At 72.0% G+C, this 13,548-nt stretch carries 15 protein-coding genes; 8 read left to right on the top strand and 7 right to left on the bottom strand.

Going from position 1 to position 13,548, the window contains the following annotated elements:
* Positions 1–39: 39 nt before the first annotated feature.
* Both ACFV4N_RS18450 and ACFV4N_RS18445 read left to right on the top strand, forming a co-directional pair.
* Positions 40–1,047, top strand: coding sequence for a hypothetical protein (locus ACFV4N_RS18450; protein WP_499673754.1), 1,008 nt, complete (start codon positions 40–42; stop codon positions 1,045–1,047).
* Positions 1,048–1,162: 115 nt separating this feature from the next.
* Positions 1,163–2,386, top strand: coding sequence for an SGNH/GDSL hydrolase family protein (locus ACFV4N_RS18445; RefSeq protein WP_499673753.1), 1,224 nt, complete (start codon positions 1,163–1,165; stop codon positions 2,384–2,386).
* A gap of 9 nt (positions 2,387–2,395) precedes the next feature.
* Here ACFV4N_RS18445 and ACFV4N_RS18440 read toward each other — a convergent pair whose 3' ends face one another.
* A complete protein-coding gene (locus tag ACFV4N_RS18440; RefSeq protein ID WP_499673752.1) occupies positions 2,396–3,388 on the bottom strand; it encodes a hypothetical protein in 993 nt (330 codons plus the stop codon).
* 1,143 nt (positions 3,389–4,531) lie between these two features.
* On the opposite strand from ACFV4N_RS18440, the gene ACFV4N_RS18435 reads away from it, so the two are divergent.
* Both ACFV4N_RS18435 and ACFV4N_RS18430 read left to right on the top strand, forming a co-directional pair.
* Positions 4,532–4,771, top strand: a complete 240-nt coding sequence (locus ACFV4N_RS18435) for a hypothetical protein (protein ID WP_499673751.1) — start codon at positions 4,532–4,534, stop codon at positions 4,769–4,771.
* 3 nt (positions 4,772–4,774) lie between these two features.
* The gene (locus ACFV4N_RS18430) at positions 4,775–5,671 is read left to right on the top strand and encodes a helix-turn-helix domain-containing protein (RefSeq protein WP_499673750.1); all 897 of its coding nucleotides are present in this window, start codon (positions 4,775–4,777) and stop codon (positions 5,669–5,671) included.
* 230 nt (positions 5,672–5,901) lie between these two features.
* On the opposite strand, the gene ACFV4N_RS18425 is transcribed toward ACFV4N_RS18430, so the two are convergent.
* The 4 genes from ACFV4N_RS18425 to ACFV4N_RS18410 all read right to left on the bottom strand — a co-directional run bounded on the left by ACFV4N_RS18425 (position 5,902) and on the right by ACFV4N_RS18410 (position 8,779).
* A complete protein-coding gene (locus tag ACFV4N_RS18425; protein WP_499673749.1) occupies positions 5,902–6,294 on the bottom strand; it encodes a hypothetical protein in 393 nt (130 codons plus the stop codon).
* Between the two features lie 468 nt (positions 6,295–6,762).
* Complete coding sequence (locus tag ACFV4N_RS18420; RefSeq protein WP_499673748.1) at positions 6,763–7,725, bottom strand: cation diffusion facilitator family transporter; 963 nt, start codon at positions 7,723–7,725, stop codon at positions 6,763–6,765.
* The gene (locus ACFV4N_RS18415) at positions 7,722–8,177 is read right to left on the bottom strand and encodes a transporter substrate-binding domain-containing protein (protein WP_499673747.1); all 456 of its coding nucleotides are present in this window, start codon (positions 8,175–8,177) and stop codon (positions 7,722–7,724) included. Before ACFV4N_RS18415 ends, ACFV4N_RS18420 begins: the two co-directional genes overlap by 4 nt.
* A complete protein-coding gene (locus ACFV4N_RS18410) occupies positions 8,174–8,779 on the bottom strand; it encodes a superoxide dismutase (RefSeq protein ID WP_499673746.1) in 606 nt (201 codons plus the stop codon). Before ACFV4N_RS18410 ends, ACFV4N_RS18415 begins: the two co-directional genes overlap by 4 nt.
* Positions 8,780–8,977: 198 nt before the next feature.
* Between ACFV4N_RS18410 and ACFV4N_RS18405 the strand changes: the two genes are divergently transcribed.
* From ACFV4N_RS18405 to ACFV4N_RS18395, 3 genes are all read left to right on the top strand, one after another.
* On the top strand, positions 8,978–9,277 hold the full coding sequence (locus ACFV4N_RS18405; protein WP_499673745.1) for a GNAT family N-acetyltransferase: 300 nt from the start codon (positions 8,978–8,980) through the stop codon (positions 9,275–9,277).
* 171 nt (positions 9,278–9,448) lie between these two features.
* Entirely contained in the window at positions 9,449–9,907 is a 459-nt protein-coding gene (locus tag ACFV4N_RS18400; protein ID WP_499673744.1) for a CBS domain-containing protein, read from the top strand.
* A 343-nt stretch (positions 9,908–10,250) separates the two neighbouring features.
* Positions 10,251–11,534 (top strand): ArsB/NhaD family transporter, encoded by a 1,284-nt coding sequence (locus tag ACFV4N_RS18395; protein ID WP_499673743.1) that lies wholly within the window; start codon positions 10,251–10,253, stop codon positions 11,532–11,534.
* Positions 11,535–11,555: 21 nt separating this feature from the next.
* Here ACFV4N_RS18395 and ACFV4N_RS18390 read toward each other — a convergent pair whose 3' ends face one another.
* Both ACFV4N_RS18390 and ACFV4N_RS18385 read right to left on the bottom strand, forming a co-directional pair.
* Positions 11,556–12,200, bottom strand: a complete 645-nt coding sequence (locus ACFV4N_RS18390) for a response regulator (RefSeq protein WP_499673742.1) — start codon at positions 12,198–12,200, stop codon at positions 11,556–11,558.
* On the bottom strand, positions 12,200–13,192 hold the full coding sequence (locus ACFV4N_RS18385; RefSeq protein ID WP_499673741.1) for a HAMP domain-containing sensor histidine kinase: 993 nt from the start codon (positions 13,190–13,192) through the stop codon (positions 12,200–12,202). Before ACFV4N_RS18385 ends, ACFV4N_RS18390 begins: the two co-directional genes overlap by 1 nt.
* Before the next feature lie 116 nt (positions 13,193–13,308).
* Between ACFV4N_RS18385 and ACFV4N_RS18380 the strand changes: the two genes are divergently transcribed.
* Positions 13,309–13,548 (top strand): hypothetical protein (locus ACFV4N_RS18380; RefSeq protein WP_499673740.1); only part of this gene is annotated, 240 nt, incomplete at its 3' end.

Genomic DNA, 13,548 nt, shown 5'->3' with positions numbered 1-13,548 from the left:
CTACTTGGCCCGGGAATCGCCCTGCGGGATGGTGGAGCGGTGACGGGGGACTTCAGGGGGCTGGTCGAGGTGCTGGGGGTGCCGGCGCACCCGGGTGGGCTGGTGGTGCGGCGGCCCGAGCTGAGCATCGGCGTGGTGCGGCTGGTGTCGCGGCCGTCCGGGCTGGAGGTCGACGTGCTGGCGCGGCAGCCGTCGGACCGTCGGGACGCGACCCGGCGGCAGCGGGAGGTCCGCGGCGGTCACGCGGTCGCGCCCGCGCCGCGCGTGCTGCTGCCCGATCCCGACGAGGGCCTGGAGCTGCGCCTCGGCGTGCTCGACGACAGCGGGCGCGCGCACTGGGCGTACCCGGTGCGGGAGTCGAGTCGGACCGGCGACCGCCACACCGGCGGGTTCGGTCCCGAGCACCACCGGACCTTCCTCCTGCCGCCCGCCTTCGGCGAGGTCTCGCTGGTGTTCGCCTGGCCGGAGATCGGGTTCCCCGAGGCGGTGGTCACCCTGCCCCTGCCCGACCGGGGCGCCGTCGAGCGCGGCGCCACGTCGATCTGGGACGCGCCCGTCGCCGCCGTGCCGGCCGCCGGGCGGTTCGCGGACCGGGACGCCCGCCACGTGGGCGCGGTGGCCGTCGAGACCGGCGTGGCCGTGACCGCCCCGAGGGTCCTGCACCGGGGCGACCACGCGGCGGTCGTGCTGACCCGGCTCGCCGCGGTCGAACCCGGGCTGCTGTCGGCGTCCGTCGTGGGCGTGGCCAGGGGCGGGGTCGCGAACGCCCTCATGGGTCCCCCGGGCGCGCCGCCCGACCTCTCGCGGCGGTCGCGGGGCCGCACCGGACCGGACCTGGCGGTCGTGCGCGGCGCGGAGGCGTTCCGGCTGCCCGTGGACTCCGCGGAGGCCGGCGGCGGCTCCGGGCGCATGGTCACCGACTCCCGGTACGTCTTCGACGCGCCCGCCGACGACGTCCTCGACCTGCTGGTCACCTGGCCGGCCGTCGGGTTGCCCGATGCCCTCGTCCGCCTCCCGCTGATCCCGCCGCAGCGTACTGAACGTTAAGCAAGTGCCACTCAGCGCAACTCTTCCACCGCTCGTCGTGGCCTGCTTGACCGGTTAATTGCCGCGCTGCCACCGTCGGCCCCGCCACCAACGACGACCGGCGAGGAGACCGAACATGCCAAGACACGTGGGGAAGCTGGCCGTGGTCGCGGCGCTCGTGGCCACCGCCGCGGCGCAGCCGCCCGCCGCCGCCCGCGGCCGGGACTGGGTGGCCGCGTGGGCGGCGAGCCCCGTGGTCGGCAGCGAGATCCCCTGGAGCTCGTGCCCGGCGGGCGGGGGCCTGGCCGACCAGACCGTGCGCAACGTCGTGTTCACCAGCGCGGGCGGCAGGTCCGTGCGGGTGCGGTTGACCAACGCCTTCGGCGCCCGGCCGCTGAAGGTGGGCCGGACCTCGGTCGCGGTGCGGGCGTCCGGCGACGCGGCCGTGCCCGGCACGCTGCGCCAGGTGACCTTCCAGGGCCGGCGGGAGGTCGTCGTGCCGCCGGGCCGGGAGGTCTTCAGCGACCCGGTGCGCCTGGACGTGGAGGCCCTGTCCACGCTGCTGGTCAGCGCGTACGTGCCGGAGGCCACCGGGCCGCTGACCAACCACCCGTTCACCGCCCAGGGCAACTACCTGGCCGCCGGCGACCGGACCGGCGCGGTGTCGGGCGGGTTCTCGGACACCCCGTGCTGGATGGTGGTCAACGGGGTCGACGTGGCGCCCTCCGGGCGGGTGGCGGGCACGGTGGTGGCGTTCGGCGACTCCATCACCGACACGGCCAACACCACCGGCAACGCCAACCGCCGCTGGCCGGACTTCCTGGCCCGGCGGCTCGACGCGGTGAAGGGCCGGACGCTGTCGGTGGTGAACGCGGGCCTGGGCGGCAACCGGCTGCTCGCCGACCGCGAGGGCGAGCCGTTCTACGGCGTCGCGGGCGTGACGCGGGTGGAGCGGGACGTGCTGTCGCAGACCGGCGTCAAGGCGGTGATCATGCTGCTCGCGGTCAACGACATCGGCTACAGCGCGTCGGCGGCGGACCTGATCGCCGGGCACCGGGAGGTGATCAGGCAGGCGCGGGCCGCGGGCGTGGAGGTCCACGGCGGCACGGTGCTGCCGTTCAAGGGCTCGTTCATCTGGACGGAGGAGCGCGAGGCGACCTGGCGGACCCTGAACGACTGGATCCGCACCTCCGGCGAATTCGACGGCGTGGTGGACTTCGCCGCCGCGACCGCGGCGCCGGGCGACCCGGCCACGCTGAACCCGGCCTACGACAGCGGTGACCACCTGCACCCGAATGACGCGGGCACCGAGGCCATGGCGAACGCGGTGGACCTCCCCGCGCTGCTCGGGAAGCGCTGATCCCCCGGTCTACGCGAGTCGCGTCAAGTCGTCCAACAGGTTGTCCACGTCGACCTCGCCGCCGGACGTGCTCCGGGTCAGCAACAGCGAAAAGTTGATCACTGGGCGGTTCCAGTCCGTGAGCGGGTCGTCGATCCGGGTCAGGGCCGGGGAGTCGTCGGCTCCGCGCCCTGCCCGGTCCGCCCCGTCGGCCCGGTTCCCGACCTTGTCCAGGAAGTCCAGGGTGAACGCGGTGACCGGGTTGTCCCGTACGATCACCTCCAGCGACCGGCGGTCCGGCAACCTGCCCGTGCTGATGACGTCGGCCAGCCTGCCGTCGGAGTCGGCCACGTAGCGCTCGGCACGACCGTCGTACCGGCTGGTCAGGAAGACCCTGAGGTACTCCGCCAACCAGCGGGTCGCCGCGTCGCGGTACGGCGGGGGCGAGTGGCGGAACAACCGCCGGACGTCCCCCGTGCCAGGCAGTGCCATCACCCCCTGCAGGGAAGCGGAGGGGTTCGGCTCGTTCGTGCTGCCACCGTCCAGCACCCGCGACCAGGCGAGCACCAACGCCAGCTCATGAGCGGTCCGCACGTGCCGCCGTTCGAGGTCGGCCACCGCCGCGTCGTCGACGCCCCCGACCGCGACGCCCTCCGCCCCAACGGGACGCCGGTGCCGTCCGGACCTCCGGTCCGATCGCGCGCGAAGTTGCCGCAACTCCTCCTCCGCATCCGCCAACAGCCGCCCGCGAACCTCGTAGTCGCGGCGGTAGATCGCGTACTGGGTCTGCCAGTCGGGCGCGTCGACGGGGTCGTCCAGTGCGGGCTCGTCACCCAGCGCCCCGGCGTACCCAGGTGGCCTGACGCCCTTGCAGCGGCACCAGAGGGCGGCCAACCGCTCCAGCACGGCGTCGACTTCGCGCAGGTCGCCCCGCGAGTGGCGACTGGCCGCTTCACCGCCCAGCGCCCTGGTGACGACCCAGTCGATCATCTCCCACTCCGGGATGTCGTCCTTCCCGCTCAAGCACTTGCAAATCCTCTGATAGAGCGTGTTGTGCCGACCCACCGCCCAACGAGGCCTGACCTTCTCCGCCTCCACCGCCTCGGTGAGCTGCGTCAGCGACTCGAAGCCGGAGAGCACGACGGTCAGCAGTTCGCTGATGAGCTCACCGGCCGCGGGACCCAGTGGGCAGGTGCGGATGAAATCGGGGCCGACAGCTCCCGGAGGGCGCCCGACCGCGCCACCCGGCCCACCTCGCCCAGTGCCCAAGCCGTGCCTCCTCGGTCAGCAGGACCCGCGTCGCGCGGAGGGGGCGCGGCCGAACCGCCGCCCGACGTCCGGGGGCGCGGGAGGTCCAGAATGCCGCACGCGCGGAGACCGTCCGCACAGCACCCCGCCGAAAGGCTCGGCAATTTGTTGCGACCGGAACGGCGCACCCCGGGCGAACAGGGAACAGTTTTGTCGCGAAGATCATTTTCGATACGCACTGAAAACCGTACGTTCGTAACGTTGACGGGGCGGAGGGCTACCTGTTCCAGCAGGACCCTCCGCCCCCTTGACCACCCGATGCCCTGCCCGGAACCAACGGAGCTCGCGTCGGGAGTTCTATGACCGTCCATACAATCCCCAGGAACGGTCACCTGCCGCAACACTGTAGGTGATCCCGCGAACGTCCTCGAACGTCCCGAGCCGTTCAAAACCGCCCTGAGCTGGGGAAACAGCGATCACCTTCACCGTATCGTGCTACAAGCCGGCCAACCCGGGACCACTGGCCGACGCCACGGCCGGACGTTCCGACACGTCCCGCGGAGCCAAAGAACCCTCAATTTTGCGGAAATGAGCCTCACGCGGCGACAACGTCACCGCCCTCGACACGCCGACGGGGTCCCGTTTTTTACATCGCCCCCGGTGCGAGTAACGTTGCGCAACACCTTCGGGGCACGCGGAGTTCCAGCTCCGCGCACATCTGCCGCACAACGCCGTGCCACTCGGTGCTACCCCGACAAGCCCTTGCCCGGAACCAGAATTGCGAAAGGAGTGGCGTTCGTGGCCACCCGTTCGGGACCTCGCGCGTCCCGTGAACCCTCCCCGCGCACCGGTCGGGGGACGAGCTCCCGAGAGCCGGTCACCCGGTACTCGACCCCATCCAAGCAGAAGCTGCTGCTGTTGATCGCCGTGTCGGCGTTCACGGTGACCCTGCTGGTCATCGGGCTCGACCTGCCCTCGGCACTCGCGGCCGTCGGCGGGATCGGGTTCGTCGCCCAGCAGCTGGCCCGTTGGCTGCTCGATCCCCAGAGGACCGACTCGGGCGTAGCCGGCGGGGAGGACGACGGCCCCTCCGGCAACGAGCCCGTGCCGGACGAGCACGGGGACGGGTTGCCGCCGGCTCCGACCGTTGCGATGTGACCCGTGAGTGTCGACCGCCAGTTGGCGGACCTGTTGAACCGCAGCCCGCGGGTTGACCGGAAGGTGCTCGGGGAAGCGCTGCAGGTGCTCCGGCGCGCCTCCGGCCTGCCCGTGCAGGACTTCGCCCGCAAGGCCGAGCTCTCCCCGACCCTGCTGGGACAGGTGGAAAGCGGCAAGGACGTGCCCAACCAGGACGTGCTCATGGGTTATCTGCAGGCTGCCGGGATCGAGCCGCCGGCCCGACGCGTGGTGCGCTCCATCTGGGAACAAGCCCGCAAGGAGGACACCGGCAGGCACACCGGCCCCGCCCGCGACGCGGCGGACCCACGCCGGCGACGACCTCCCGGCGACCGACAGCGCCGTCGCGTGCTGTCGGTCGCCGACCCCGCGATGTGGCCGCTCCCGGAGGAGGTCACGACCGCGCGGGACTTCACCGCCACGATGGAGAAGATCAAGAAGAGCACCGGCATGTCGTACCGGGAGCTGCACGAGGCCAGCAGGAAGCGCGGTTTTCCCGTGTCGCGCACCAGCCTGCACAACCTGTGCACCAAGCCGAAGCCGCTCAAGGCGCCCGATCCCGTCGTGTGCCTGCTCCTGGTGGCTGGCGCGACGCCGGCGCTGGTGGAGCGCTGGCTCAAGACCTGGCAGCGGTTGTCGATGGAAAGCGGAGAAGAGGCGCCCACCCCCACCTGTCCGACCGACGCCACCGCAGGGGCCGCGGGTGCGGAGGACGAGGTGGCCGAGATCCCGAACCCGACCCCTGCGCCCGGTTCGGGGGTCGGCGACGCGGCACGGGTACCTCCGGCGCACCAGGGCGCCGCGAAGGAGACGCGGTCGCTCACCCCGCTGCTCGTAGGAGTGATCGCCCTGCTCTGCGTGGCACTGGCACTCACCTGGTGACGGCCGCGGCGACAGCGGTCCGCCCGACTCGGGCGGACCGGGTGCCGGAACGCCGGACCTTCCCCGCGCCGCCAGCCCGGTACCAACTCCTCCTGCGTTTCCCGATACAGAGAGAAATGGATCCGATTTCTTCCAGGAAATGAGTGATGCCCTGCGGGAGCACCTGGATCACAGGTGTCCCGCAGGGTTCACTCGACTGGCCGGTCCGGCCGTTCGTCCCGCAGTGGCGATCAGCCGAGGATGTTGACCAGGATCTTGGAGACGTCGATGTCGTCGATCAGGTCCAGGTTGTTGAGGGCCTCGACCAGGGCCTCCTTGAAGACCAGGTTGTTCGCGATGTCGACGTCCTTCAGGACGTTCTCCAGCTCGACCTCCAGCAGGTCCAGCTCGGTCCCGTTGAGCACCTTGTTGCCGCTCAGGATGTCGCCGAAGGTGATGATGGCGTCCGGCAGCACGTCCACGTCGACGTCGACGTCGCAGACGACGAGGTTGATCAGGCCGACCGGGGAGTTCAGGCAGTCCACGTCGGGCTTGTCGGTCGCCAGGGCCGCACCCGAACCACCGAAGAGCAGCGCACCGGTGAGGGCGGTGAGAGCAGCACCCGAGACGAGACGCTTCAACAACTTGGGCTCCTAGTTTCGAAGTTCTGGCTGCGCCGATCGGCGCTGGACAAATGTAAGCAGAGTCCGGAAAAGGTGCGCACGCGTCCTTTCGGGTGACCAGCCGAAAAGAGTCCCGAGAATTGCTCCTTTCGTCGGATCAGTTCACATATCACTCCGACCGGAACTTTTCATGTCCCACCTATCCTTCTCACGGGCACCTCCGTCGCGCTCCGTTCAAACGCGACCGGAAGGGTGATCCGCAATGCAGAGCGAGGCTCATCTCCAGCCGACGACCCGAACCGTTCCCGCACGTTGCGACGAGCACCCGCACAAATGCAGAGGCCCACTCCTGCGCACTCGGTAACCGAGAGCGCCAAAACGTGGCGAACAGGTGAATCCGCGCCGATTGCGGACTCCCGCACACGCCAGTGACACACGTCACATGGCATGGAGTCCGAAACGTCCGGATCCGTCCGCGGCGACGGCCGCTCAGCGCTCCGCGGCACCGCGCTCGATGCGGCTGACCGGCACGACGACCAGGTCGTGCACGCGCCAGTCGAAGTCCCGGGCCCACCGGCCCAGGTCCTCCAGGCGCTCCAGGAGGCCGTCCTCGCCCGTCGGCACGACCAGCAGCTCGCCGACGAACACGTGGCCCTCCTCGCGGACGCGCAGCCACGCGTCGGCCACCCAGTCGTGGTCCAGCACGGCGGCCAGCAGCCGGTCCGGCAGCGGGTGCGGGTCGCGGCCGCCGACCACCTGCGGGCGGCTGTCCATCAGGTTCGCCACCGCGCTCCGCGTGGTGTTCACCCCGTCGCGGACGATGTCGCCGCCGATGACCAGCGCGGCCGCCGCGTCGGCCCACCACAGGCCGAACCCGATGCCGAGCACGCCCAGCACCGCGGCGCCGGCCGTGAGCCAGTCGGCGCGGTTCATCTCCGCGTCCGCGTACAGCACCTTGTCGTGGAGCTGCCGGGCGATCTTCAGCTTGACCCGGCCCAGCAGGATCGCGGGCACCATGGTGGTCAGCAGCACCGCGATCATCACCCAGCCCAGCCACACCTGGACGCCGAGCACCTCGACCAGCCCGATGGGCGCGCGTTCGCCCGCCAGCAGCCTGGCCAGGGAGTCGTACACGACGTAGCCGCCCAGGCCCAGCAGCGCCACCGAGCCCGCCAGGAACGCCACGCTGACCGACCGGTGGTAGCCGTAGGGGAACCGCGCGTCGGGCGGCCGGTTGCGGTACCGGGCGGCGATCAGGAACGCGGCGGGCGGCACCAGCCCCAGCATGTCCTCGATCCAGGCGGCCTTCATCGCCTGCGACTGGCCGAGGGTGACCGCCAGCAGCGCGACGGCCGCCGCGAAGAACGCGATCGTCCACCACTCCAGCCGCACCGCGCGCCGGTGCAGCGCCGCCTTGTCCGGCGGCAGCTCGAACCTGTCCTGCACCCTCACGGGCGGCCCGTCAGCCGGGCGACCTCGCCGTCCGGCAGGTCCAGCAGGAACCGCTCCACCTCGACCTGCCACGCGTTCTCCCCCAGCGGCAACGCCCACACGTGCCCGTCCGCGTACGGGTGGGTCAGCGACGCCTGCTCGATCCAGGGCGACTGCTCCTCAAAACCACCGACCACGAGGTCCAGCTCGCCGTTGCCCAACGCGGTCATCAGCGCCGACTCCGAGCCCCGCCGCCACTCGACGCGGGCGCCCAGGCCGTCCGCGAACCGCTCCACCAGTTCCACCTCCGCCCCCGCCGGCTCGCCGTCCCCGACCTCGGTCCACGGCGGGTTGTCGGTGACGCCCGCGCGCAGCGCGCCGCCCCGGACGCGCTCCAGGGCGCCGTCCACGTCACGCGGCAGCCCGCAGCCCGCCACCACCAGGGCCAGGACGAGGGAGGTCAACCACCTCATCCGCGGAACGGGGCGGTGAAGCAGGCGAGCCGGCCGCCCGCCGTGCCCGCCTTGCCCGGTTCGGTGGCCGTGGTCGGCATCTCGTGCAGCACGATCGAGGCGGGCACGCGGTCGCCGAAGTCGAACGGCACCGTGGTCTCCGCCGTGCCGTTGCCCTCGCCGTCGGTGGCCAGGTCGAGCCAGATCTCGTTCTGCGGGTTGGCGTAGGCCGGGTCGGTCGACGGCTGGTCCGGCGTCGCGTTGGGGTCCTGCTCGTGCTGGTAGTGCGGTCCGGCGTCGGCGCCGGTCTTGCCGCACGGGTCCGTGTGGGCGTGGGCGGCGTAGCCGCGGTCGGGCTGGAGCTGCGAGGCGGTCAGGCGCACGGTCGTCGTGCCGTCGCCCTCGAACACCTCCAGCTCCAACTCGGCGCCGGGCGGCGCGGCGGTGGGGTCGTAGGTGAAGGCGGTGTCGGCCTCGGAGACCTCGGCGAGCACCCCGACCTGCCGGTTGGTGACCGCCGACTCCGACGTGGCGGTGGACTCCGGCCCGGCGGCGTCGGTGCCCGATCCGCCGCAGCCCGCGGTGGTGCAGAGCGCGGCCACCAGGACGATGCCCATGCGCATGGTGGTTCCCCCTCGACTGCGTCGTTGTGGTCAACGACCGACTACCCTCGTCACTCCGCGTGAAAACGTCGTCGCGGGCGGAGAGGCCGGCGCGGACCGCCGGAACCGGCGGCGCCCCGGCGTGGCCGACCGGGCGGGTCGCCGTCCCCGGGAAGCGGGCGGTGCTACGTTTCGGGTTCGCCGACCAGGAGGAACCGCATGGCCATCGAGGTGCACGACGTCCCCGACGAGAAGCATTTCGCCGCTGTCGTGGACGGGGTGCCTGCCGGCCGGGTCGAGTACCTGCGGACCGCGGGGCTGATCGCCTACACGCACACCGAGGTCGACCCGGCGTTCGAGGGCAAGGGCGTGGGCAGCGCCCTCGCCAAGGCCGTGCTGGACCAGGCCCGCGAGTGGGGGCTGCCGGTGCTGCCGCAGTGCCCGTTCATCGCGAGCTACATCGCCCGCCACCCCGAGTACGCCGACGTCGTCTACCGCCGGTCGGAGCCCACCGGCTGACCACGTGCATGGTCTCCCCCACCCCGAATGGGTGTCGCACCCGATGGTGACGGCCACGTGCGCCGACAACACTGTCGGTGTCCGATGACCCAGAGCGCAGTGGGAGGGGGAGCCGTGAACGCCTTCACCGCGCTCCGACCGGTCCACCACCGAGCCCCGCGGAACGGAGCCATGCAAGCGTCCGACATCGCCGCCAACGTGCCGACGGTGACCGTCAACGACTCCGTGTCGTGGGCGTGGCGTGTGATGGCGGTGAACCGGCTCCCGGGACTCGTCGTGGTGGACGAGGCCGGTCGGCCGCTCACCGTGCTGCCCGGGACCCAGGTGCTCCGCCTCGCCGTGCCCGAGTCGTTCCAGCAGGACCCGGCCCTGGCGCGGACCATCGACGAGGCGCACGCCGACCTGTTCTGGGAGGAGCTGGCCGACCTCACCGTAGGTGACTGCCTGCCGCCCAAACGCGCTAAACCCCTCACGGTCGCGGCCGACTCGACCATACTCGAGGTCGCGGCCCTCATGTGCCGCGTGCACAGCCCACTGGTCGCGGTCGTCGCGGACGACGGCTCGCTGACCGGGGCCATCACCCTGGAGCGGCTGCTGACCAGCCTCGCGGTGTCGCGCCCCGACGCCTGACCGGCCCGACGCCCGACCCGCTCCTCGCCGGTGACCGCCACGCGCGGCCCGCACCGCCCGTCCCCGCCCCGGTGACCGCTACACGCAGCCACCCGCCCTCGCCCGTCCCGGCGGCCGCCACGCGCGGCCACCACCCTTGCCCGTCCCCGCCCCGGCGGTCGCCACGCGCGACCGTCGGCGCACCGGTGAGCGCCGTGCGCGGCCGCCACCGGCGCCCGTCCCCGCGACCGCCGCGCGCGGTCGCCGCTGTCGCCCGTCCCCCGCCCCGGTGGCCGCCTTCGCGCGGCCACCGGTGGTTCACCGTGTCCGGAGGTCGTCCTTTGCCCTTCCCTGGGTCGCAGACATGAGCCCGTTCCTGGCCATCGGCGTCTTCGCCGTCGCCTTCTTCTTCATCGCGACCGAGAAGGCCGACAAGGTCAAGGTCGTGCTCATCGCGTCCGGCGTGATGGCCCTGCTCGGGATCGTGCCGGGCAGCGAGGTGTTCTTCTCCGAGCACGAGGGCATCGACTGGAACGTCATCTTCCTGCTGTTCGGCATGATGGTGATCGTCGGCGTGATCAAGCAAACCGGGGTGTTCGACTACCTCGGCATCTGGGCGGCCAAGCGGTCGCGCGGCAGGCCGTACCGGTTGATGGTGCTGCTCATGGCGATCACCGCGATCGCCTCGCCGTTCCTGGACAACGTCACCACCATCATGCTGGTCGCCCCGGTCACGATCGTGGTGTGCAACCGGCTGCGCATCCCGGCCCAGCCCTACCTGATCGCCGAGATCCTGGCCTCCAACATCGGTGGCGCGGCGACCCTGATCGGCGACCCGCCGAACATCATCATCGGCAGCCGGGCGGGCCTGACCTTCAACGACTTCCTGGTGCACATGGCGCCGATCACCGTCGTGGTCTTCGCGTTCTTCGTGCTGTTCACCAGGGTGCTGTTCCGCAAGTCGTTCCGGTACAACCCGGAACACGTCGAGTCGGTGATGGCGCTGCAGGAGAAGCGCGCCATCACCGACACCCGCCTGCTGGCGCGCTGCCTGGTCGTGCTGGCGGTGGTGGTCCTCGGGTTCGGCCTGCACGCCGTGCTGCACGTGGAGCCCGCGATCGTGGCCCTGCTCGGCGCGGGCGCGATGGTGATGGTGTCCAAGATGGACGTCGGCGAGGTGCTGCGCGAGGTCGAGTGGCCGACGCTGGTGTTCTTCATGGGCCTGTTCGTGATGGTGTCGGGCCTGCTGCACACCGGCGTGATCGGGGCCATCGGCGAGTGGTCGGTCGAGGCGGTCGGCGACGACTACTTCATGGCGGCCACCGCGCTGCTGTTCGGCTCGGGCGTGCTCGGCGCGTTCTTCGACAACATCCCGTACGTGGCGACCATGGCGCCGGTCGTGGAGGGGCTGGTGGCGCAGGCGCCGGACCCGGCGACCGGGGAGGCGCTGTGGTGGGCGTTCGCGCTGGGCGCGGACTTCGGCGGCAACGGCACCGCCGTGGCGGCCAGCGCGAACGTGGTGGCCATCGGCATCGCCGCGCGGGCCGGGCACCGGATCTCGTTCTGGCAGTTCACCAAGTACGGCGCCCTGGTCACGGTGCTGACCATCCTGATGGCGTGGGCGTACGTGTGGCTGCGGTACTTCTGACCCGGTCGACCCGCTGCGCGGTCAGGGCTCGATGAGACCGACCCTGATCGCGTAGCGGGTCAGCTCCAGGCGGTCGCGCAGGCCGAGCTTCTGGAGCAGGTTGGCGCGGTGCCGCTCCACGGTCTTGACGCTGATGAACAGCAGGTCCGCGATCTCCTTGGACGAGTGGCCCTCCGCGACCAGCTTCAGGATCTCCTCCTCTCGGTCGGTGATGGCCCTGGCGGGCAGGGCGCCCTCCCGGGCGCGGTCGAGGTAGTCGCGGATCAGCGCGGTCACCGCGCCCGGGTACAGGAACGGCTCGCCGCGCATGGTGGCCCGGCACGCCTCCACCAGGTCGCGGTCGGCCACGGACTTGAGCACGTAGCCGGACGCGCCGACCTTGAGCGACTCGAAGAAGTACTGCTCGTTGTCGTACATGGTCAGGATGAGGATGCGCAGCCCCGGTTGCAGCCGGGACAGCTCGCGCGCCGCCTGGAGGCCGGTCATCCGGGGCATCGCGATGTCGAGGATGGCGAGGTCGGGTTCTTCGCGCCGCGCGGCGGCGATGGCTTCCGCGCCGTCGCCCGCCTCGGCCACGACCTCCAGGTCCGGTTCGCCGTCCAGGATGAGCCGGACGCCGCGGCGGACGAGCGAGTGGTCGTCGGCGAGCAGGATGCGGACGACCATCACGCACCCACCGGGACGCGCAGGCGGACGGCCGTGCCGCCGCCCTCGGCCGGTCCGAGTTCCAGGTCGGCGCCGATGAGCAGCGCGCGTTCCCTCATGCCGGTGATGCCCGCCCCCTCCTCGGCGCCGCGCAGGCCGCGGCCGTTGTCGCGCACCAGCAGCTCGACGCCCCGGCCCGCGCGCCGCAGCGACAGGTCGACGTGCGTGGCGCGGGCGTGGCGCGCGGTGTTGGTCAGGCACTCCTGGGCGACGCGGTAGACGACCAGTTCCCTCTCCTCCCCCAAGGGTGGCAGGTCCGGGTCGAACCTGCTGCGCGCGGTCAGCCCGTCGTGGGCGGACATCTCGGCGGTGAGGGCCTTGAGCGCGCTGGCCAGCCCCAGCTCCTCCAGCACGCCGGGCCGCAGCCGGCGGGCGATGCGGCGGATCTCGTCCAGGCCGGCGCGCGTGGTCTCCTGCACCTGGCGCAGTTCGGCGCGCACGTCCTCGGGCGCGTGGTCGGCGACCCGCTTGAGGTCCAGCAGCACCGCGGTGAGCGTCTGGCCGACCTCGTCGTGCAGCTCCCGGGCGATGCGGCTGCGCTCGGCCTCCTGCGCGGACAGCGCCCGCGCGGCGCTCAGGCCGCGCTCGGCCTCCAGCCGGTCGAGCATCCGGTTGAACGCCCGGATCAGCTCCGGGATGTGGCCGCGGCCGGCCACCGCGGGCCTCGGGTGCGGTTTGAGCAGGTCGGTGGTCGACATGGCGTGGGTCAGCCGGTCCAGCGGGGCCAGGCCGACGCGCAGCAGCACGGCGTCGATGACCAGCATCGCGGCCAGGCCCGCGCTCACCACCAGGGCCTCGGTCAGCAGCACGGGCGTGGACACGGTGACGGGGCCGAGCGTCAGCACGCCCGTGGCCACCACCAGCACCGCCGCGTTGAGCAGGAAGATCCGCCAGAACAGGAACACGCACGCCTCCGATCCACCAGGCTCCCGGGAGCGCTCCGGGACGTCCATCCGTGGTGGCACCCATGTTGCCCCGGTGGCGGTCACCCCGGGGATTGGGTGCCGGGCCCGATGGCCCGGCGGCGGGCGCGGGCGGGATGGTGGGCCGGACCTGCGGGAGGAGGGCCATGCGGCTCGCGGACGGGGCACCGGAGCGGTCCCGGGAGCGGACGGGCGGCGGCCGCCGCGGCTGGGCGTGGGCCCTGTCGGGGTCGGCGACCGCGCTGGTGCTGGTGGGCGTGGTGCTCGGGTCGGGCGTGCTGATCGGCGTCGGCCTGGTGCTGACCGGCGTGGGCGGGCCACACGGTGGACTGGAAGAGGGCCCCCCCCGCGGGGACCCCCACCCGGGGACACAAGCACAGAAAAAA

This window comes from Actinosynnema sp. NPDC059797 (assembly GCF_042732085.1).
GTDB lineage: Bacteria > Actinomycetota > Actinomycetes > Mycobacteriales > Pseudonocardiaceae > Actinosynnema.
Note: the sequence above shows the minus strand (reverse complement) of the source record. Positions and strands in the feature narration are given on the sequence as shown.